Annotated in this window: 18 protein-coding genes; 14 read left to right on the forward strand and 4 right to left on the reverse strand. The window is 33.5% G+C overall.

Translation table 11 applies throughout. The features are described from left to right. The first annotated feature begins 83 nt into the window (after positions 1-83). The 9 genes from ACOQOS_RS14210 (at position 84) to ACOQOS_RS14250 (ending at position 12,101) form a co-directional block, all read left to right on the forward strand. Positions 84-728, forward strand: a complete 645-nt coding sequence (locus tag ACOQOS_RS14210; protein WP_420571128.1) for a thymidine kinase — start codon at positions 84-86, stop codon at positions 726-728. An 8-nt stretch (positions 729-736) separates the two neighbouring features. Beyond that, positions 737-1,846: an alanine racemase gene (gene alr / locus ACOQOS_RS14215; protein ID WP_420571129.1), complete on the forward strand. Its 1,110-nt coding sequence runs from the start codon at positions 737-739 to the stop codon at positions 1,844-1,846. An 85-nt stretch (positions 1,847-1,931) separates the two neighbouring features. Next, positions 1,932-2,339, forward strand: a complete 408-nt coding sequence (gene mscL, locus ACOQOS_RS14220) for a large conductance mechanosensitive channel protein MscL (protein WP_420571130.1) — start codon at positions 1,932-1,934, stop codon at positions 2,337-2,339. A 145-nt stretch (positions 2,340-2,484) separates the two neighbouring features. Beyond that, positions 2,485-3,474 (forward strand): aspartate-semialdehyde dehydrogenase, encoded by a 990-nt coding sequence (locus ACOQOS_RS14225; RefSeq protein ID WP_420571131.1) that lies wholly within the window; start codon positions 2,485-2,487, stop codon positions 3,472-3,474. Between the two features lie 173 nt (positions 3,475-3,647). Then, positions 3,648-4,031, forward strand: coding sequence for a DoxX protein (locus ACOQOS_RS14230; protein WP_420571132.1), 384 nt, complete (start codon positions 3,648-3,650; stop codon positions 4,029-4,031). A 177-nt stretch (positions 4,032-4,208) separates the two neighbouring features. Next, positions 4,209-6,368, forward strand: a complete 2,160-nt coding sequence (locus ACOQOS_RS14235; RefSeq protein ID WP_420571133.1) for a prolyl oligopeptidase family serine peptidase — start codon at positions 4,209-4,211, stop codon at positions 6,366-6,368. Between the two features lie 249 nt (positions 6,369-6,617). After that, positions 6,618-7,565: an ABC transporter ATP-binding protein gene (locus tag ACOQOS_RS14240; RefSeq protein ID WP_420571134.1), complete on the forward strand. Its 948-nt coding sequence runs from the start codon at positions 6,618-6,620 to the stop codon at positions 7,563-7,565. Between the two features lie 328 nt (positions 7,566-7,893). Continuing rightward, complete coding sequence (locus ACOQOS_RS14245; protein ID WP_420571135.1) at positions 7,894-8,997, forward strand: hypothetical protein; 1,104 nt, start codon at positions 7,894-7,896, stop codon at positions 8,995-8,997. Between the two features lie 65 nt (positions 8,998-9,062). Further along, on the forward strand, positions 9,063-12,101 hold the full coding sequence (locus ACOQOS_RS14250) for an FG-GAP-like repeat-containing protein (RefSeq protein WP_420571136.1): 3,039 nt from the start codon (positions 9,063-9,065) through the stop codon (positions 12,099-12,101). A gap of 284 nt (positions 12,102-12,385) precedes the next feature. Here the strand turns inward: ACOQOS_RS14250 and ACOQOS_RS14255 are convergent, their stop codons facing one another. Next, positions 12,386-12,835, reverse strand: a complete 450-nt coding sequence (locus ACOQOS_RS14255) for a 3-oxoacyl-ACP synthase (protein WP_420571137.1) — start codon at positions 12,833-12,835, stop codon at positions 12,386-12,388. Continuing rightward, a complete protein-coding gene (locus ACOQOS_RS14260) occupies positions 12,832-13,944 on the reverse strand; it encodes an NAD(P)/FAD-dependent oxidoreductase (RefSeq protein WP_420571138.1) in 1,113 nt (370 codons plus the stop codon). The genes ACOQOS_RS14255 and ACOQOS_RS14260 overlap by 4 nt, the downstream gene beginning before the upstream one ends. A 112-nt stretch (positions 13,945-14,056) precedes the next feature. On the opposite strand from ACOQOS_RS14260, the gene ACOQOS_RS14265 reads away from it, so the two are divergent. From ACOQOS_RS14265 to ACOQOS_RS14280, 4 genes are all read left to right on the forward strand, one after another. Continuing rightward, a complete protein-coding gene (locus tag ACOQOS_RS14265; RefSeq protein WP_420571139.1) occupies positions 14,057-14,899 on the forward strand; it encodes a helix-turn-helix transcriptional regulator in 843 nt (280 codons plus the stop codon). An 89-nt stretch (positions 14,900-14,988) separates the two neighbouring features. Then, positions 14,989-15,537 (forward strand): YbhB/YbcL family Raf kinase inhibitor-like protein, encoded by a 549-nt coding sequence (locus ACOQOS_RS14270; protein WP_420571140.1) that lies wholly within the window; start codon positions 14,989-14,991, stop codon positions 15,535-15,537. A 119-nt stretch (positions 15,538-15,656) separates the two neighbouring features. Next, the gene (locus ACOQOS_RS14275; RefSeq protein ID WP_420571141.1) at positions 15,657-16,532 is read left to right on the forward strand and encodes a helix-turn-helix domain-containing protein; all 876 of its coding nucleotides are present in this window, start codon (positions 15,657-15,659) and stop codon (positions 16,530-16,532) included. A 61-nt stretch (positions 16,533-16,593) separates the two neighbouring features. Next, a complete protein-coding gene (locus tag ACOQOS_RS14280) occupies positions 16,594-17,676 on the forward strand; it encodes a family 16 glycoside hydrolase (RefSeq protein ID WP_420571142.1) in 1,083 nt (360 codons plus the stop codon). Between the two features lie 76 nt (positions 17,677-17,752). Here the strand turns inward: ACOQOS_RS14280 and ACOQOS_RS14285 are convergent, their stop codons facing one another. Both ACOQOS_RS14285 and ACOQOS_RS14290 read right to left on the reverse strand, forming a co-directional pair. Continuing rightward, positions 17,753-17,944, reverse strand: a complete 192-nt coding sequence (locus tag ACOQOS_RS14285) for a hypothetical protein (protein WP_420571143.1) — start codon at positions 17,942-17,944, stop codon at positions 17,753-17,755. 39 nt (positions 17,945-17,983) lie between these two features. After that, positions 17,984-18,463 (reverse strand): hypothetical protein, encoded by a 480-nt coding sequence (locus ACOQOS_RS14290; RefSeq protein WP_420571144.1) that lies wholly within the window; start codon positions 18,461-18,463, stop codon positions 17,984-17,986. A 398-nt stretch (positions 18,464-18,861) separates the two neighbouring features. Here ACOQOS_RS14290 and ACOQOS_RS14295 point away from each other — a divergent pair, with 398 nt between their 5' ends. Then, positions 18,862-21,657, forward strand: coding sequence for a histidine kinase (locus ACOQOS_RS14295; protein WP_420571145.1), 2,796 nt, complete (start codon positions 18,862-18,864; stop codon positions 21,655-21,657). The last annotated feature ends 2 nt before the right edge of the window (positions 21,658-21,659 follow it).

Consider the following 21,659-nt stretch of genomic DNA (forward strand, 5'->3'; position numbering starts at 1 on the left):
TGTATAACCTTTGGTTTTTTAATAAATTTGTTCCACCTTTACAAAAACGAGTATAAATTCGTTTTCGACCTGAAAATTACAAAATGTTTCTCGAAAATACAGTAAATCATAAAGAACAATTTGGTTGGATTGAAGTTATTTGTGGTTCAATGTTCTCTGGAAAAACAGAAGAACTGATCCGAAGACTCAAACGAGCACAATTTGCAAAGCAAAAAGTTGAAATATTCAAACCAGCTGTTGACATTCGATATGATGATGAAAAAGTTGTATCACATGATGCAAACGAAATTCGCTCTACACCTGTTCCTGCCGCCGCAAACATAAGATTATTAGCCGATAATTGTGATGTTGTTGGAATTGACGAAGCTCAATTTTTTGACGATGGAATTGTAGCTGTTTGTAACGATTTAGCAAACAGAGGAATTAGAGTTATTGTTGCTGGACTCGATATGGATTTTAAAGGAAATCCTTTTGGTCCTATGCCAGCATTAATGGCCACAGCCGAATATGTCACAAAAGTACATGCCGTTTGTACACGAACGGGAAACCTAGCACAATACAGTTTTAGAAAATCCAAAAGCGACGATCTGGTCTTGCTAGGAGAAACTGATGAATACGAACCATTAAGTCGCGGCGCTTATTATAAAGCAATGCTAAAAGAATCAGTGAAAGAGATTGAAGTTGATGATGCGGAAGAAATCATTCCAAAACAACCATCTGACAATTAACTACCATAATGTTACACATACAAGAATCTGTTTTAGAAATTAATTTTAAAGCGCTACAACACAATTTTGAATTTTTAAAATCAAAAACAAAAACAGGCACTAAAATTTTAGCTGTAGTCAAAGCTTTTGGCTACGGAAGTGATGCTATAGAAATTGCAAAATTTCTTCAAGATGAACTCAACGTCGATTATTTTGCCGTTGCATATATCAGAGAAGGTGCTTATTTAAGAGCTGGAGGAATTACAACGCCTATTTTAGTATTGCATCCACAAATTGTAAACTTAAAACATGCAATTGCTTACAACTTAGAACCAAGCTTATATAACGATCGTATTTTTAATGCTTTTGCTAAAGAAGCAGCAAAACAAGGAAAAAAAGACTATCCTGTTCATTTAAAATTTAATACAGGATTAAATCGTTTAGGTTTTTTTCATACAGATACTGATTATGTCATAAAAAAACTGAAAACACTTTCACAAATAAAAGTAGCATCAATTTTATCGCATTTGGCAGCTTCGGAAGATGCTAACGAAAAAGAATTTACTCAAAATCAAATACGCCTGTTTAATGGTATTAGTGATGATTTTGAAAAAGCTTTAAGCTACAAACCCTTGCTGCACATGACGAATACTTCTGGAATTTTAAACTACCCTGAAGCACATTTTGATATGGTTCGTACAGGAATAGGGTTGTATGGTTTTGGGAATGATCCTAAATATGACAAACACTTAAAACCTGTAGCTTCCTTGAAATCTGTTATATCACAAATACATCGTATCGAAAAAGGAGAAAGTGTAGGATATAATCGTGCATTCATTGCTGACGATTATACGACTACAGCCACCATTCCTCTTGGACATGCAGACGGAATTAGCAGGCAATTTGGAAACGGCGTTGGAAGTGTCATCATTAACGGAAAAAAAGCACCAATCATAGGTAATGTGTGTATGGATATGCTTATGGTAAACATCACAGGAATTCGTTGTAATGAAGGCGATGAAGTTATTATTTTTGGGGAAGGGCAAAATGCAGAGGAATTAGGCGAAAAAATAAACACGATCTCATATGAAATTCTAACAGCAGTCTCTCAACGAGTAAAACGTGTATTTCTTCGGTAAATTAAAGAATGCTTCACTGCTTCAAATTGAAAACTAGTATATTTTTTATTACTTTTAGATTCAATAATAACTAACAATATAGATTATGTTAAAAGAATTTAAAGATTTTATCATGACAGGAAACGTAATAGATTTCGCTGTCGCAGTAATTATGGCTGGTGCCATGGGTCTTGTAATCAACGGATTTGTTGCAGATATTGTAATGCCAGTTGTTGGACACTTCTCTGGAGGAGTTGACTTTGCAGAGATGAAAGTTGTTCTAAGTGAAGCTGTTACTGATGCCGATGGAAAAGTTACTACAGCGGAAAATGCTATTCGTTATGGTAAATGGATCAACTCAATCATTAGTTTAATCGTGGTTGGATTTGTAATGTTTTTAATTGTAAAAGCTTACAACAAAACAAAGAAGAAAGAAGAGCCAGCTCCAGAAGCACCAAAAGGACCTACTCAAGAAGAGTTATTGACACAAATTAGAGACTTACTGAAAAAGTAATTTTTTCTAATAATCATATAAAAAGCCACTTTGTAAAGGGTGGCTTTTGTTTTATATATAACTTTTTGTGAAATTTTTGATATTTTGAAAATTTTATACAAACCACACTATTATTATTCCTAATTTTGCTTAAAAATTTTATACAATGAAAGTAGCAGTCGTTGGTGCAACAGGAATGGTAGGAACTGTCATGCTAAAAGTATTGGCAGAGCAAAAATTTCCTGTCTCAACATTAATTCCAGTAGCATCAGAAAGATCAATTGGAAAAGAAATTACCTATCAAGGAAACGCATATCCTATTGTAAGTATGCAAGATGCCATTAACGCCAAACCTGATATTGCCTTGTTCTCTGCGGGAGGAAGTACTTCTTTAGAATGGGCACCGAAGTTTGAAGCCGTTGGCACAACAGTTATCGATAACTCTTCTGCATGGCGAATGGATCACTCTAAAAAATTAGTGGTTCCTGAAATCAACGCAAATGCTTTAACAGCAACCGATAAAATAATTGCAAATCCAAATTGTTCTACAATTCAGATGGTAGTTGCATTGGCTCCATTGCATAAAAAATATAAAATAAAACGTATTGTAGTATCTACATATCAGTCAATTACAGGAACTGGTGTAAAAGCTGTTCGTCAATTAGAAAGTGAATATGCAGGCGAAAAAGGAGAAATGGCATATCCGTATCCAATTCATAGAAATGCATTGCCACATTGTGATGTGTTTGAAGAAAACGGATATACGAAAGAAGAAATGAAGCTAGTTCGTGAAACACAAAAAATCTTAGACGACGCTACAATTGCCATCACAGCAACTGCGATTAGAATTCCGGTTGTTGGCGGACATTCTGAAAGCGTAAACATAGAGTTTGAAAACGATTTTGACGTGGACGAAATTCGCACAATATTACAGGAATCACCTGGAATCATTGTTCAAGACAACCCAGATACAAATGTATATCCGATGCCAATTTATGCAGAAGGAAAAGATGAAGTTTTCGTGGGTCGAATTCGCCGTGATGGTTCACAACCCAATTCGCTAAACATGTGGATTGTTTCAGATAATTTACGCAAAGGTGCTGCTACAAATGCCGTCCAAATTGCACAATACTTAGTAGACCATAAACTGGTTTAATATTCAAGCTAAATTAAAGGTGCTTCAACTATACGAAGCACCTTTTTTCTTCTCAAACAACTATAAGTTAGATACTTATTATAAAGTATGAATCGTTCCGCTTGTCGAAATATTTAGTGAATTCTCTATCTTTTTTCCTATCTTAAGAAAACACTAACTCAAAAATTTCGCGTATGAACTCTAACTTTACAAAAATCATCCGCTTTATATTAGGATTAATTTTAATTGTATTTGGCGCTAACAAACTCATTATGATTTTTAATGAAACTGGCTTTTTGCCCGCGCTGAAAATGTCTACATTTACGGAGTCTTTCAAATCTATAGGATACATTTTACCTGTAGTTGGCGCTCTAGAAGTATACATTGGTATTTTATTAATTATGAAAAAATGGGTGCCTTTCGCGCTCACTTTACTAGCTCCAATATCAGCAAACATTTTACTATTTCATTTCTTTTTAGATCCATCTAGTGGAATGATTGGCGCGCTTTTGGTAGCTTTATTAAACGGAATCCTAATTTATAAGCATTGGTCACAGTTTAAACCCTTGTTTTACTAATAAAAATCTTAGCATTTTGTTAAAACCACTTCTAATTCTTTCGAAGTGGTTTTTTTTAACCTAAATTTGGAGTAAACCAATCCTATGTGATATGAAATGAGCATACTAAGTGTTTCAATTTGCTGAAATGATTACTATGTAAATTCCATCTGACAAAAAACAAAAAAACAATACCAGATGAAACAATTGCTAAAAATTAGTTGTCTCGCAGTACTTTTCTTCTCTTGCGAACAAGAACCTGAAAAAAAAGAAATCATAGTGACTTATCCCGAAACGCAACAAAAAGAAGTTGTTGATACGTATTTTGATACTGAAGTAAAAGACCCATACCGTTGGCTTGAAGACGATCGTTCTGAAGAAACAGGAGCTTGGGTAAAAGAACAAAACAAAACAACTTTTGGATACTTAGATGGTATTCCATTCCGCGAAGCGCTTAAAAAACGCTACACACAATTAATGAATTATGAAAAAATTGGTGCGCCTTTTAAAGAAGGGGAATACGAGTATTTTTATAAAAACGACGGACTGCAAAACCAATATGTAATTTATAGACAAAAAGATGGTGGCGATCCTGAAGTATTTTTAGATCCTAATAAATTCTCTAAAGATGGAACTGTTTCCATGGGAAGTGGATTAAATTTTTCTGACAATAAAAAAATCGTTGCATACTCAATTTCAGAAGGTGGAAGTGATTGGAGAAAAGTGATTATCATGGATGTTGCTTCTAAAAAAGTAATTGAAGATACATTGGTAGATATTAAATTTTCAGGAATTTCTTGGAAAGAAAACGATGGTTTTTACTATTCTAGCTACGACAAGCCAAAAGGGAGTGAACTATCTGCAAAAACAGATCAACACAAACTATACTATCATAAATTAGGTACTTCTCAAAAAGATGACCAATTAATTTATGGTGGAACTCCTGAAGAAAAACACCGTTATATTGGTGGTAGTGTTACGGAAGATGGAAACTACCTTTTCATTTATCCAAGAACCTCAACATCAGGAACTAAAATGTTGATGAAAGATTTAACAAAACCTAACAGTAAAATTGTAACCATTTTAGACAATACTGATACAGATTCATACGTTATAGAAAATGTTGGTTCTAAACTATACATTATGACCAATATGAATGCACCAAATCAAAAAATAGTAACAGTAGATGCTTCTAATCCAGCACCTGAAAACTGGGTAGATTTTATTCCTGAAACAGAAAATGTATTAAGTCCGTCAACAGGATCAGGGTATTTCTTTGCAGAATATATGGTAGATGCTGTTTCTAAAGTATTACAATATGATTACAATGGAAAATTAGTGCGTGAAGTAAAATTACCAGGTGTTGGTAGCGCTGGTGGATTTGGTGGAGACAAGGAAGATAAAATATTATACTATTCTTTCTCAAACTACAAAACTCCAGGAACTACATATACATACAATCCAAAAGATGGAACGTCTAAAGTATACAGAAGACCAGGAATTGATTTCAATCCAGATGAGTATGAAAGCAAGCAAGTTTTTTATACTTCAAAAGATGGAACGAAAGTACCAATGATTATTACACACAAAAAAGGACTTAAAATGGACGGAAAAAATCCTACAATCTTATACGGTTATGGAGGTTTCAATGTTTCCTTAACACCTTCTTTTAGTGTTTCTAATGTTGTATGGATGGAACAAGGCGGAATTTACGCTGTACCAAACCTTCGTGGTGGTGGAGAATATGGTAAAAAATGGCACAATGCTGGAACAAAAATGCAAAAGCAAAATGTGTTTGATGATTTTATCGCTGCCGCAGAATATTTAATTGCTGAAAAATATACATCAAGTGACTTCTTAGCCATTCGTGGTGGATCAAATGGAGGATTGTTAGTTGGTGCAACTATGACACAACGTCCAGACTTAATGAAAGTTGCATTACCAGCTGTTGGTGTTTTAGATATGTTACGTTACCATACATTTACTGCTGGAGCAGGTTGGGCATATGATTATGGAACAGCTCAAGATAGTAAAGAAATGTTTGATTATCTTAAAGGATATTCGCCAGTACACAATGTAAAAGAAGGTGTTGAGTATCCAGCAACGATGGTAACTACTGGAGATCATGATGATCGTGTAGTACCAGCGCATAGTTTTAAATTTGCTGCCGAATTACAAGCTAAACAAGCAGGAAACAATCCTACACTTATTCGTATTGAAACTGATGCAGGACATGGTGCAGGAACACCAATATCAAAAACTATTGAACAATATGCTGATATCTTTGGGTTTACACTTTACAACATGGGTTATAAAGAATTGCCAAACAAAGCTATTTTAGAAAAATTTAAGGACTAATTTTCTTAAAAACACATCATACAAACCGCCAAATTGATTTTCTTTTTGGCGGTTTTCTTTTGAAATACCATCATTCTGCACAAACATTGAGCGGAGTCGAAATGTGATGCGAAATCCGCTTTAAATCTCAACAAATTCCTATCTACTCAAAAACGACCTCAGAAAAAAGTCTTGATTCTTGGTTCTAGACTCTAAATTCTTTCTTTATCACTAATTATCTCCGTATTTTTGCAAATCTAAACTGTAACTATGCTTCGCGTTCAAAACGTTTCCTTTTCTTATCTTAAAGACACGTCTATTTTAGAAGATATTTCTTTTCAAATTCCGCAAGGAACACATGTTTCTATTATTGGCGAAAGTGGCTGTGGAAAAAGTACGTTATTGAAGCTTATATATGGTTTATATGATTTGAATAAAGGTGAAATCTTCTGGAAAGATGATCAAGTATTAGGTCCGGCGTATCATTTAGTACCAGGTCATGAAAGCATGAAATATTTGGCACAAGATTTTGGTTTAATGCCCTATACAAGCGTTGCAGAAAATGTAGGAACCTATTTATCTAATTTCTATCTTGAAGAAAAAAAGAAACGCACACATGAACTATTAGAAATGGTAGAAATGGCTGATTTTGCAAATGTAAAAGTAAAATTACTCAGTGGCGGACAACAACAACGAGTTGCTTTGGCAAAAGCGATTGCCAGAGAACCTGAAGTTTTATTATTAGATGAACCTTTTAGCCATATAGACAACTTTAGAAAAAATGCCTTGCGTAGAAACTTATTTAGCTATCTAAAAAAGAAAAATATTACCTGTATTGTTGCCACACACGATCGTACAGACGCACTTTCCTTTGCTGATACGACTATTGTCTTGAAACAAGGAAGACTCATTGCTCAAAATGATTCACAGGATATATATAAAAATCCGTCAAATAAATATATAGCTTCTTTGTTCGGAGAAGTCAATGAGTTGCCTGTAAGTTTATTTCCTGAAAAAGAAGCTTCCGCAGAAACTATTCTAGTCTATCCACATCAATTAAAAGTTTCAGAAACAGCAGACTTTAAAGTCACGGTACAACAAAATTATTTTAAAGGAAGTCATTATTTGGTATTAGCTAAATATGAGAATCAAGTTGTGTTTTTTGAGAGTTTAAAAGATTTTGAAAAGGGTGTTTTGGTTGGATTGGAGTTCGTTTAGTTTTCCAGATTATGGTATTTACTGTTCTTAAAAGTCTCAAACTTTCTGTTGAATTCCTGAGTTTTTGCTGTCCAAGCGTTTCTTAACTTGCTTTATTTTCTTCCATAAAACTGTCTTTCATCCTTTTAAAGATAGAAAATCAAAAATGTAGTTCAAAATTTATCAATTTTAATAGAAAATTATCACAAAACCCGCTTTTACAAAAAATAAATCCACTTAAAAGGTAGGACAAAAAGACTTTGAGTTGTCTTATATAATGAGTAACTCACTAATAATCAAATACAACATACATTTTTTTGTTATATTAGTGCTCTAACTAAACTAAAACATGATCAAAAAACTACTAAAAATTGCTAGTGTAGCACTAGTTTCTGCTATGCTTTTTTCTTGTGCCGACGACAATGACACACCATTACCTACAGAAGATGACTATGTTCCTATTCCTACTTCTCCTGTTGTATTAGATCTCGACGCATTTCCTTTTAACACACTTTCAGAATACAACTTTTTTGAAGGAGATATAAAAGACCAAGAACCTGTACTAGGCGTACTTCCTTATGAGCCTATTTCGACATTATTTACCGACTACGCCAAAAAGAAACGTTTTATTTGGATGCCAAGTGATGTACAAGCCACTTACACTGCAGATACTGAACTTATCGACATGCCCGTAGGAACTTTTTTAATAAAAACATTTTATTATGATAGCGTACTTCCAGATAACAATACGCGAATTATAGAAACACGTTTAATGTTAAAGAAAGCTGACGATTGGTATTTTGCTGATTACATCTGGAATGACGAACAAACGGAAGCTACATTTAGCCTCGACGGTTCATTTACTGACGTAGAATTTATGGAAGGTGGCGAAATGAAGAGTACAAGCTACCGAATTCCTTCAGAAGTAGAATGCTTTACTTGTCATAAAAGTGGTACTGCTTCGGTTCCTATTGGAGTAAAGCCACAAAACCTCAACAGTATGTTTGATTATACTGATGGAACTGAAAATCAATTACAAAAACTTATTGATGAAGGATATTTAGAAGATAACTTACCTGCTACCATCAATACAGTTGTAAAATGGAGTGACGAAACGCAACCTATAGATTTACGTGTACGTTCATATATTGATATTAACTGCGCACATTGTCATCAAGAAGGTTCACACTGCGATTACAGACCTGTACGTTTTGCCTTTGATGAATCTGCAGACGATGCTAATTTGGGTATTTGTGTAGACCCTGACACTGAAATTCCAGGTATGATCAAAGTTGTATTGCCCTCACTAAAAGAACGTTCTGTAATGTACTACAGAATGAATACAACTGCTGAAGAATTTAGAATGCCATTACTAGGTAGAAGCCTCATCCACAAAGAAGCTGTTCAAATGATTGGACAGTGGATTGATGGAATCGACTCCGAATGTGAATAAAACTATCAACTAAACTAACACCATGAATTGCTTAGTCAATTCATGGTATAAAAACCAACCAACCTATGAAAAAAATTACCTTATTAATATGCTTTTTTGCAGCTTGTTTTTTTGCAGCTGCACAAACTACAGTCAATTGCTCTGCAGGCGCTGTAAACACGACGTATTGTTATACAAATAACGATACAACTAGCTTTGTTTTTGTAAGCTCAGACGGATCAAACTTACAAGTAGTATTCAACGCTGGACAAACAGAAAATAATTGGGATCAACTCATTGTTTTAGATACAGATGGTACTCAACTATATAATGGTTACGGAAATAATGGAGACTTAACTGGGTTAACATTTGCATCAAATGGAGATACTATTACCGTAATGGTAAATTCAGATACCACTGTAAATTGTACTGATAATGGTTATGTACACTGGGATTTTGATGTAAGCTGTTCAACATGTACCAATCCATCAGTTACCTATGCAGTTGTAAATGACTGTGATACTAGTGGTGGATTTTTAGTAGATGTAAATGTTTCTGATTTAGGAAGCGCAACATCACTCACAATTTCAGACAACCAAGGAAGTACAAATCAATCATTATCTGCTGCTGGGACAGTTCAATTTGGACCTTTTGCGAATGGAACAGATATTATTATCTCTACTCAAAACGATCAAGATTCAAACTGTAATATAAACAGTACTGCATTAACACAAGCTAACTGTCCACCTCCTGCACCTGTTGGTGTAACTTGTGGATCAGGAGCATCTTCATTTATTTTCACAGAAGAATTTGATGTTCCTTCTGGATGGACAGGAGATTTAAATGCTGGAAATGGTTCTTGGGAAATTCCTGATGGAGTTACCTCAGCCAATACAGGACCAAATAATGCATTTAGCGGATCAAACTTTATGAATTATGAAGCTTCTGGAAACACAACAGCAACAGCTTCTGCTGTGAGTCCTGCCATAGATTTATCTTCTGCAACAGATGGCGCTGAACTGTCATTTTACTTGCACGCGTACGGAGAAGATATGGGAACACTAAACGTAAATGTTGGTACATCTGCTACTGGACCTTTTACAAATCTATTTACATTAAATGGAGAATTACAAACAAGTGGAGCTCAATCTTGGGTTCCTGTAGGGATCAACTTAGATGCTTATTTAGGGCAAGTTATTTATGTAGAATTTAGCCATACTGGAACTGGAACTGGTTTTTCAGGAGATATGTCAATTGATTTAGTACGTGTAGAAACTTGTGGGTCATTTTGTATTGCTCCTTCAAGTATAGTAGCTTCTGCAATTACGCAAAACTCTGCAACTGTAAACTGGACAGCAAATAGCGGAGAAACTGCATGGGAATATGTAGTACAACCAGCTGGAACTGGAATTCCTTCGGGTGCTGGAACTCCAGTAAGTGTTACAAATGTAAATTTAACAATGTTAGACGCTGGAACAACTTATGAAGTATATGTTCGTGCTATGTGTGGATCTGATTCAAGTATTTGGGGCGGACCATTAACGTTCTCAACACTTGCTCCACCACCACCAGCAGACTTTACAACATCTACTGTAAATACAGCTGGCTCACAAAGAGCTGCTGTTGATATGAATGGTGACTTTTTAGACGATGTTGTTTCTATTAGCGCTACAAACGTAAATATCTTTTACCAACAAGCTGGCGGAGGACTAAGTCCAACAGCGACTAATATTACCACAACGAATGCAGACAATTCACCTTCTTGGAGTTTGGCTGCTGCCGATTATGATAGAAACGGATTTACAGATTTATTATACGGTGGAGGAAATGGTGTAACATTCATGAGAGCTAATGCAACGGGAACAGGATTTACTGAAATTTCTGGATCAGAATATGTATTCTCACAACGTTCTAACTTCGTCGATTTAGATCAAGACGGAAACTTAGATGCCTTTGTATGTCATGATGTAGATCCGAATGTATATTACCTAAATGATGGAAATGGAAACCTAACTTTTAACCAAGGTGGACTTGGAGATATTGCTGGTGGAGGAAATTATGGTTCTATATGGATTGACTATGATAATGATAGAGATATGGACATGTTCATTGCAAAATGTCGTGGTGGATCTTCTACAATCAATATTAATGAAATGCACGAAAATGACGGAACAGGAAGTTTCACAGAAGTAGCTTCAGCATTAAACTTAGCAGATCCTGTACAAACTTGGTCTTCTGCTTGGGGAGATTTTGATAATGACGGAGATATGGATGTGTTTGTAGGAGCAAGTTCTACAGCAAACGGAACTCACAAGCTTATGAGAAATAACGGAAACAGCACGTTTACAGACGTTACTGCTGCTTCTGGAATACTACCAGCTTTAACCAATACGGGAATTGAAAATGTTACATACGATTTTGATAACGATGGAAACTTAGATATTGCTTCTAACGGAAGTATCTTGTTTGGAAATGGAGATATGACATTTACAGTATACGACAATGTAATTTCTGCAACTAATGGTTCTTTTGGAGATTTTAACAATGATGGATTTATTGACGCTATTGCTGGAACTACATTATATACAAATAATGCAAACAGTAACAATTGGTTAAAAATTACAACCACAGGAGTTCCTAGTAACATTAACGGAATTGGAGCACGAATTGAAGTATATACTGCTTCAGGAGTTCAAATTCGTGATGTTCGTAGTGGAGAAGGTTTCCGCTATATGAGTTCTTTAAACACACATTTTGGTTTAGGAACAGATGATTCTGTTATAAATATTGTTATTTACTGGCCTTCTGGAGTAGTTGATAATATACAAGATCCTGACATCAATACTCACCATGTAATAGTTGAAGGACAAACTTTAAGTGTTGAAGATGAAACTTTAGAAAATATTGCTATTCACCCGAATCCAGTTGGAAAAATCATGACAATTAATAGTCCTGTGAATTTAGTTGGAAAGGTTGCAACAATCTTTAATATTGAAGGAAAGCGTGTAATGAACTTAAAGTTAAAAGAACATTCAATCGATGTTTCAAATTTACGTCAAGGTAATTATATCTTACGTTTAGAATCTAACGGAAAAGTACATACTCAGAAATTTATCAAACGATAATAAGATATATTTAAAATCATATAAAAACTCCAATGCTGAAAAGTGTTGGAGTTTTTTATTTAGTACTGTAGTTTTCGTTTTTACACGTCATTCCATGCTTGACACGGAATCTCACATACACATTTCTCACTGTTCTGTGAAGCTGAATCAAGTTCAGCTTGACGTGAAACATCTTTACAAAAAAAGAAGCAAATTACTTCGTCATGCTTCCTCGCAATGACGTTTCGGATAATTCTAAAAGCGAAGCGATCTAACATTCTAATATACCAGAAACGATAGCGAGTCTAAACAATCTTCTCAATCACAAACGATTGATTTCTAAACGTAACTGTATCTCCTACTTTTTTACCAAGCAACAGCTTTCCTATGGGCGTATTTGTGGCAATTGCATAAAATGTAGAATTGTTTGTCGTAATCTCACCAACACTTACAGAAACGAAATAATTAGCTTGTGAAGTATACACAACACTTCCCAAACAACCTTGCGAAACTGTTGAAGAAGCATCTACTTTAAAAAGTATTTCTTTTACTTTTTGAATCTCCGCTAGTTGATTTCCCAATTTTTCGCGTTCTAGTTGTAGCATGGCGCGACCTGTTTCATGCTTGTCGCCTGCCGAACTTTTTGTTTCAGACAACATGGCTTCTTGAATTCCAGTAAATGTACTTTGAATCGTTGCTTGTCGCGCATTCACAATATCTAAACACGCTGTATATAATTGTTCCTTTACACTCATGTTAACTCTGCTAATTCTTTTCCTACCAAACTTCCTATGGCAACGCCCATTCCGCCTAAGCGAACACCACAAAACACATGATTTGACAATGGTTTTACAATGGCTTTTTTCTGCGATCCAACACCCATAATTCCGCTCCAGCGATGTTCTATTTCAAAAGATGTATTGGGTAAAATGGTATCTTGTAATAAGGTTTCAAGCTTTTCTTGAATTAATGCTGTTTGTGATAATTCAGTTGTCTCTTCGCCTTCAAAATCTAAATTTCGTCCGCCACCAAATAAAATACGATTGTCAATATTTCTAAAATAATAATATCCTTTATCGAGGTGAAACGTTCCTTTAATATGTAAATTAGGAATTGGCTTTGTAATCAATACTTGCGCTCTTGCAGGTTTTACATTTTCATCTAATAACTGAGCGGCAAATCCGTTGGTAGCTATCAATAATTTTTTCGTGTGAAAGTTAATATGATTTGTTTCTATATGAACCAAATTTCCACTTTCTACAAAATGCTGTACCAAAATAGAATTCAAAACCTGAATATTACTTGCCAAAGCTTTCTCAAGCAATTCTTTCATCATTTTTCCAGTATCAATCTGTCCTTCAAACTGATTGAAAATATACTGTTCTTGAATATCGTTAAAATTAAATGTATTCGAAGTTTCTCGAAAAACAGCATCTTTAAAAATTGGCTTCAATAATTGATTGATTTCTTCTTTTCTTGTCAAACATGTTTCATACAGTGTTGTATCTTCTTTCGTAAACAATTCATAACCGCCTAATTGCTGATAATCTATTGCAGTATCTCCTAAAGTTGATCTCAATAACTGTAAGCCTTCACAACGTCGTTTTACAAGGTTTAGCACTTCTTCTTCAGAATGCGTGTGTAAATCATCCAAAATCTCTGAAAGGCTTCCAAAACAAGCAAATCCGGCATTTTTTGTACTCGCGCCTAAGGGTAATATTCCTCTTTCTAGGATAATAATTTTTGCTGTCGGATATTGTTTTCGGAGTTGCAAGGCACAATTTAATCCTACAATACCGCTTCCCACAATCGTAAAATCGACATTTGTCAACCACGTTTTATATTCCCAATAGCTCAAGTTCATGTGCGTCAATTCAATTTGGCTTCAATATAATTAAAGGTTTGCAATAGTTTTCATTCTATGCTAAAAAATAATATGAAGGTTGTATTTTTGTATGGATAGAAAACCAACACAGATGAATATATTTACGTTGCCCGATTATTTAACCGCTGAAACTAACAGTCCGATTCAGTTGTTTAATTACGAATCGACAACGTCTCAGTTCAACAATAAAATCGATCTTACCAAAAACACTTTTAGTTTTTTACAAGAAGGTTTTAAAACAATTTCTTCAAGCCACGAACCAATTTCCATCAAAAATGATGCGTTTCTCATTATGAAATCTGGGCATTGTTTAATGACAGAAAACTTATCTGAAACGAATAATTTTTATAAGAGTATTTTATTGTTTTTTTCGGATGAAGTACTGTTTCAATTCCTTGAAAAGTATCAAATTACCAACAAACATATTGCTACAACAACAGCCGCTAAAGCTTGTGAATACGACGATTTTATTAAATCATTTGTAAAAAGTTTAGAAGGCATTCATCAGCTTCCGCTGAAGTTACAACAGAAATTATTACAGGTAAAGTTAGAAGAAATTTTGCTGTATTTGGTAGAAACAAAAGGCACTGATTTTTTATTGTTTTTAATCAGCGCAAAAGACGATCAAACGAGTCACTTTATCAATGTGGTAGAAAGTAATAAGTTACATAAATTAACATTAAAAGAACTCGCTTTTTTATCAAACATGAGCGTTTCCTCTTTCAAACGAGAATTTGAAAAACACTTTCAACAATCGCCGATTAAATGGTTCAGTCAACAACGATTAGAGCATGCAGCTTTTCTATTAAAGAACGAAGCCAAACGACCTTCTGATATTTTTGAAGAGATTGGTTATGAAAACTTATCCAACTTTGTACATGCGTTTAAGACAAAATTTGGTGTCACTCCAAAACAGTATCAAACATCAAATTGAACTTTTATCACTACTTTTTGAACCTATAGGTTTTTCTTACTATTCTTTCCTCATGTAGTTTTGTATCATAATTAAAAAAACATACAATTATGAAGAATACAAACAGCCTTTTACTGTTGTTCATATTGATTACGACAACAGCTTTCAGTCAAAACACATTTACTTTAACAAGCAAAGATTTAGGAGGACAAGCTACCAAAACGCAAGAATTTAGTGGTTTTGGTTGTACAGGAAATAACGAATCACCTCAACTATCGTGGGCAAATGCGCCTAAAGGGACTAAAAGTTTTGCGGTAACTATGTACGATCCAGATGCGCCAACGGGCAGTGGATGGTGGCATTGGCTTGTGTTTGACATTCCAGCAAACGCTAACGAATTAGTAACCAATGCAGGAAATATTTCCTTGAATTTAGCTCCAAAAGGAAGCATTCAAAGTATTACAGATTATGGAATTGCTGGTTATGGCGGACCTTGTCCACCAGAAGGTCACGGATTGCATCAATATATTATTACTGTATATGCTTTAAGTACAGATTCATTAGGTTTAAACAAAGATACCAACGCTGCTATAGTCGGTTACTATTTAAACAATAATACATTAGCAAAAGCTAGTATTGTAGCATATTACAAACGATAGAAAAATTCAATTTCTGAGCAAACCTCAGCGATTATATAAAGAAAAAGTACTTCTTAAGTAACCCCAAAACTATAAAGAAGTACTTTTTTTCTTTACAAACAAAACTATAGCTTTGCAGCATGCGAACATTTCTCTTTGAAAAAGAAAAGTATGGCTTTGAACTTTTGATGGATCTACACAAGTTTGAAGAAAATAACGCTGTCTACTTTGAATCTAACATTCACATTACTAATTTTTTTGAGGTTTTTATTTTTGAAGAAGCTACTGGCGAAATTGAATTAGGCGGACATACTATAAAAGTTGACAACAAAATGTTGTTTTTCATTTCTCCTTATCAAAAGAAAAAATGTGTGATCGACACCAAAAATATAAAAGGGTTTCATTTAGTATTTCAAAATACTTTTTTATCCGATTTTTTTGAAGATAAACTACTCGTATACAGAATGCAATACTTTTACAACGCACAATATCCACAGTGTTTGCATGTTTCTGCTGTTGAATATGAGTTAATAAGGTCTACGCTGAGCGAAATGACTTCCGAAATACAAAATTTCCAAAATGATAGCACACACATTATTCGATCTTTATTATATTTTTTCTTAATTAAAGTAAACAGACTGTATTCAAAACAATACAATCTTTCTTCCGAAACACAAGGGAATTCAATTGTCTATAAATTTAAAGAAGCTTTAGAGTTACACATTCGCAACATGCATACTGTTGATGAATACTGCACACTTTTAAACATTTCACGCCAGCAATTAAATAGCATTACCAAAAAATTCATGGGGCATACTCCAAGAACTACGATTCACTTACGATTGTTGCAAGAAATAAAAATGGAGTTGTTATATTCAGATAAAACCATTACTGAAATTGCTATTGATCTTAACTTTAGTGAAGCTAATAATTTGACACGTTTTTTCAATCGTCTAGAAGGTATAACTCCTACTACATTTAGGAATAATTACCAAAATGATAGAAATTTGAACTAAAGTGATAGCATCTATATTTTTGTAAAGATTGAATTTTGTATAAAATTTAAAATCGATACAAATGAAAGTTTTAAAATACTTACAGTTCTTTATTCTATGTTCCGTTCAATTTGCCTTTGCACAGCTCGAAAGCAAAAGTATTCCTATGGAAACATCAGCTTGGAATGCTCCTGCAAAAGCTTCCGTCAAATTTGAATCATTTGATGGGCGAAACACCATGTTATTAAATGGAAAAATAACAGTAAATGATCTCAATTTTTCTAGTGGAACTCTAGAAGTTGATGTATATGCAAAAACAGCGAGGAGTTTTGCAGGAATTATTTTTAGAGAAAAAGAAGGAACAATGGAAGAAGTGTACATGCGACTTCATAAATCGCAACAGCCAGATGCTGTGCAATATACGCCTACTTTTAAACATGAACTTGCATGGCAATTGTATAAAGAATATCAAGCAAATGTAATGTTCAAAAATGCAGGTTGGAATCGATTGCGAATTGAAGTTGCAAAAACAACAGCAACAGTATTTGTGAATGATGAAAAGGTACTTACCGTAGATCATTTAAAAACTGATCGAATAGAAGGATCTGTTGGTCTCTTCGCTTTGTTTACAAATCGATTCTCTAATTTTAAGATTACACATAAAAATAGTAGTCATTCAGAAAGTAGCACGCACAAAGCAACTGTTTCCAACCCAAATATTATTAAAACGTGGAAACTTACAGAAGCATTTCCGTATACTGAAAATGCTATTACTTTTGATCAAATTAGTCATAAAAAATATCGTACAGTACACACAGAAGCTTCAGGATTACTTCCTATTTCTAAATATGTTGAGAAACCATCTTCAGGTAATTTTGAAGCCAATAAAGAAGTATATACTGTTGTTAAAACTACGATCAACTCCACAACCGAAAGAACACAGCGTTTCTCTTTTGATTATAGTGATAAAATTATTGTATATATAAATGGAGAAGCCGTTTTTTATGGAAATAACGCCTTTCGATCCAAAGGAAACCAATACCAAGGTCATGTAGATATAAACGCAAATATGCTCCAACTGAAGTTAAAAAAAGGGGAAAACACCATTCATTGTGTTGTTATTGACAAAGCAAATGGTTGGGGAATTTTAGGAAAGCTATTGTAAGCTAAATTACGTCAGCACAACAAAAAAGACAGGATTATATACAATCCTGTCTTCTTATATCAAACTTTAAAAAAGCTTAACAAGCTAGAGAATTTGTAGGATTACATCCAGGACCACAACTTACACAAAAGGAAACTTTTGATGGGTCACAATTGTAATAACACTCCGAAAAATAAAATGAAGTCGTTGGTCTTCCACCTGTTACTACCTCAAAATTGGAAACCTTACTCTTGTTTAAGCTTAAGCTTTTTACTTTTCTTTTTTTCATAATGTATAGTTTAATGTTAATAAATGTTTTAATGTGCATTTACGGGAAAAGAACTTCACAATTAGGAACACAGTAATAAAATTCAAAAGGTTCAAATGCATTTATATTAAATTGCTGAATATAAAACACGTCTTCACTTTTATTGTATGATAAAATTTCTATTACGTTCCCACATCGTGATTGATTTTCAATGGTAACTTTAAAACACATTCTGTTATACAAACTATTCCTAAATTCCTCCAATCCTGGAATCGCTGTATTCCCTGAAATACTTGTACTTAATTCGGATGTTGTAAAACAAAAGGAATCTCCTAGACAAATTTTCATTTGTGGATCTTTTCCTGAACAGCCTATAGCTGATATTTCAAAATCGCACATACTGAATATGTCCATTTTTGGAGTTGATCCATCTCTTTGCTCTAATGAGTTCTCTATTTCTTTATCGTCAAATGAATCAACAGTGTCACTTTGACAAGAAAGTAGAAAAACCGTAAATACTGCTATAATTACTTTTTTCATAATAAAAATGATTAAAAATTAATACCTAATTACAAATCAAAATTCGTTTACAATAAACTACTTCGACGCAAGCGTCGAAGCATTTAAATCTCGATTATCGAGTAAACTAGATACCTACTGCATCTTCAACGATAAAATCTGTACCTCCTAAAATAGATTCTGTGTTTTCTATTTGGTAACTTTCAAATTGTGCTAATGTTTTCATAATATGTGTTTTTAAATTCTCTCAAATCTTCAAAATAAAATCTCAAAAAATAGAAAAATGATACGATTAAAAATTAAGCGTGACTATTTTTCTGTTTTCAGTGTAGTATGCGTTATTTAGCTCATAAATACTTGTTTAGCTTATTATATTTAAGTTGCTTTGTAAGAAAGGAACGAGTTTAAAACTCGATTTTTTGCAATCATCTATGTATAAATCACAACAATATCTTATCGCGTTTTTAACAATTTTGCTAGCGTCTTTTTTATCAATAGCGCAGAATTTTGGTTTTAAATCGTATCAATTTGATACCGATGATGGTTTGCCGAGTTCTGAGATTTACGACTTGCATGAAGATATATACGGAAATATATGGCTTGCTACTGATAGAGGAATTGTAAAATACGATGGGTATGAGTTTAAAAGTTATGACACTAAAGACGGATTAGCCAATCTTGTAAATTTCAGTTTTCAACCCATGAATGATGATACTTTTTGTGTAAATGGACTCGACGGTTCGCTAAGTTACTGGAATGGAAATTCTTTTGAACCGTTTGCTTTCAATGATACATTAAAAGATTTACGTGCTAGCAAAGGAAGCTGGTTTGACTTCATCGGATTCCACAACAACACCATATATTTTCAGCATATTACATCACACAATTGGAGAATCATATTCCCAGTATATTCCATCAATATTTGTGATGGTACAACAACAATACATGGCGAGGAAATTATTAGTTTTCTCAACAACATCCCGCAAACCGATCAAATTATAAAAAGGAGAATTAACATTGCTAAAAATAAAAAAGCAATCAATGATTTAATGAAAAAAAATAATATTCCATATTTGAATCAAATACATTTTCAATGGGATACTGAAAATAAATTCAAGGCTTTTAGAAATATGAATACCGACATCATTGGCTTGTATGTTGATGAAAATAAAAATGAATGGGTTACAACAAAAGCAGGTGTTTTTAGTTTTGAAAATAGAAGTCTAACTATAGAACCCAGTATACATTTTAAAGGAATAGGAGTTACCTCTATTTCTAAATCAAAAAATGGCTCTCTTTGGGTAACCTCTACAGATAACGGTATTTTTCATGTTCCAAATTTTGCTATCAAAAAGTACCAACCAAAAGATTGGATCGATGGAGAAACTTTTTATAAGTTAAAAATAGTTGACGATGGCTTACTCGCTATGAGTGAGAAAGGCATGCATTTTTTACTAACTAAAAATCAATTAAAAAGACAGATTGATTATACGGTTGTATCTAGTTATTTTTTGAATGCAAAAACAAAGAATACCAATACATCAATACATAATTACAAAGAAGCTTTCAACTCATTGCTGCTAAAAAATAAAAAATTTCTTGTATTCAACTCTACAGGATTTGATCTTAGCGCGAATGGAAAAAGAACTGCTCAACTAAAATACGGATTTCGCACATTATCAGTAACCACAGATCATAAAGAAAATATATGGATCGCTACGTCAGAAGGACTTTTTAAATGGACTCCTGATTATGAAAAAACGACACCAAATTTAGTTTCTGTCCAAGGAATTGAAGATTTTAGAGTAAATGATGTAAAAACAGATAACAATGGTATTTGGCTCGCAACACCTAAATTCGGATTGGTATATAAAAAAGATGCACAAGAGCATATTTTTAAACATGAAAAGTTAAAGAATAAAGTGCTTCATGCTGTTTTTAAACAAAACGATTCTACGTTGTGGCTTGGCTCTAATAAAGGACTTCTTAAAGTTAAATATCGATTTAATAAGGAAACTCCTGTTATTGAATATATTGAATTATCTACAATAAAAGATGGGCTTATCTCAAATTATATTAATGACATTACTTTTTGGGATGATGAAATTTGGTTAGCTACCGATAAAGGACTTTGTCATTTTCAGCCAGATAAATTGTATACAAAACCTATCATTCCATCATTAAAAATTGATTTTATAGAGACAAATACCAAACAGTCTTCACACAAAAAACACATTACGCTTCAACCTAATGAAAATGATGTGACTATTCATTATACAGGAATTTCACATAATAAACCTAAAAAGGGATTTTACAGATATAAAATAAATGATAAATCTTGGGTTGAAACTAATGAAAGAAAAGTCAGTTTTCTCGATTTAAATCACGGAGAATATACATTTAAAGTACAATGCAGAAGCGATAATAGTCAGTGGAGTAATACACAACAAATTGTTTTTAAAATAGAACCACATTTTTTAGAGCGTATTTGGTTTAAAGTGTTCACAGTATGTAGTGCTTTTATTGTTATTTTTCTAGTGATATTACGCTATAAAAAGAATTGGCAGAAAAAATTAGAAAACGAAAACAGACTTCGTAAATCAGAGCTAACAACACTCAGAAACCAGATGAATCCACATTTTATGTTCAACTCACTTACCGCGATTCAAGGATTAATATACAAAGGAGAAAAGCTAGAAGCTAACATGTATATAGGCGAATTTTCTAGGTTGATGCGAAAAAGCTTAGAATATTCAAAACTCGAAAACATATCACTTGAAGAAGAAATACAGTTTATTGAAAATTATTTAGAACTCGAAAAAAAGCGATTTAAAGCGTTATTTGAATATATCATTACTGTTGATTCAGAATTATCTAAAAGTTCATTACAAGTTCCTCCATTGCTTATTCAGCCATTATTAGAGAACGCTATTAAGCATGGATTTCGAGGCGCAGATGAAAATAAGCTCATTGAAATATCAATTCAAAAACATCAGCATATCAACGATATTTTTGAAGTCACAATAAAAGATAATGGTAATGGATTTCATTTAAAACATTTATCAAATTCTAGCAAATCCATGGGACTTGGCATCGTAAAAGATCGCATTGGCTTAATTCGAGAAAATTTCAACAATAAAGAAGTAGCTTTTCATATTGAAAGCGAACTAGGAAAAGGCACAATCATTCGTTTGTTGTTACCACTAAACACTTAAAT

This window comes from Kordia sp., assembly GCF_965224175.1.
GTDB lineage: Bacteria > Bacteroidota > Bacteroidia > Flavobacteriales > Flavobacteriaceae > Kordia.

Bases quoted from the DNA above. Each gene is read 5' to 3' on its own strand.
- ACOQOS_RS14210 (WP_420571128.1), top strand. From the start codon at position 84: ATGTTTCTCGAAAATACAGTAAATCATAAAGAACAATTTGGTTGGATT.
- ACOQOS_RS14225 (WP_420571131.1), top strand. From the start codon at position 2,485: ATGAAAGTAGCAGTCGTTGGTGCAACAGGAATGGTAGGAACTGTCATG.
- ACOQOS_RS14240 (WP_420571134.1), top strand. From the start codon at position 6,618: ATGCTTCGCGTTCAAAACGTTTCCTTTTCTTATCTTAAAGACACGTCT.
- ACOQOS_RS14280 (WP_420571142.1), top strand. From the start codon at position 16,594: ATGAAAGTTTTAAAATACTTACAGTTCTTTATTCTATGTTCCGTTCAA.
- ACOQOS_RS14270 (WP_420571140.1), top strand. From the start codon at position 14,989: ATGAAGAATACAAACAGCCTTTTACTGTTGTTCATATTGATTACGACA.
- ACOQOS_RS14265 (WP_420571139.1), top strand. From the start codon at position 14,057: ATGAATATATTTACGTTGCCCGATTATTTAACCGCTGAAACTAACAGT.
- mscL (WP_420571130.1), top strand. From the start codon at position 1,932: ATGTTAAAAGAATTTAAAGATTTTATCATGACAGGAAACGTAATAGAT.
- ACOQOS_RS14245 (WP_420571135.1), top strand. From the start codon at position 7,894: ATGATCAAAAAACTACTAAAAATTGCTAGTGTAGCACTAGTTTCTGCT.
- ACOQOS_RS14275 (WP_420571141.1), top strand. From the start codon at position 15,657: ATGCGAACATTTCTCTTTGAAAAAGAAAAGTATGGCTTTGAACTTTTG.
- ACOQOS_RS14235 (WP_420571133.1), top strand. From the start codon at position 4,209: ATGAAACAATTGCTAAAAATTAGTTGTCTCGCAGTACTTTTCTTCTCT.
- ACOQOS_RS14290 (WP_420571144.1), bottom strand. From the start codon at position 18,463: ATGAAAAAAGTAATTATAGCAGTATTTACGGTTTTTCTACTTTCTTGT.
- ACOQOS_RS14250 (WP_420571136.1), top strand. From the start codon at position 9,063: ATGAAAAAAATTACCTTATTAATATGCTTTTTTGCAGCTTGTTTTTTT.
- ACOQOS_RS14285 (WP_420571143.1), bottom strand. From the start codon at position 17,944: ATGAAAAAAAGAAAAGTAAAAAGCTTAAGCTTAAACAAGAGTAAGGTT.
- ACOQOS_RS14230 (WP_420571132.1), top strand. From the start codon at position 3,648: ATGAACTCTAACTTTACAAAAATCATCCGCTTTATATTAGGATTAATT.
- ACOQOS_RS14260 (WP_420571138.1), bottom strand. From the start codon at position 13,944: ATGAACTTGAGCTATTGGGAATATAAAACGTGGTTGACAAATGTCGAT.
- ACOQOS_RS14255 (WP_420571137.1), bottom strand. From the start codon at position 12,835: ATGAGTGTAAAGGAACAATTATATACAGCGTGTTTAGATATTGTGAAT.
- alr (WP_420571129.1), top strand. From the start codon at position 737: ATGTTACACATACAAGAATCTGTTTTAGAAATTAATTTTAAAGCGCTA.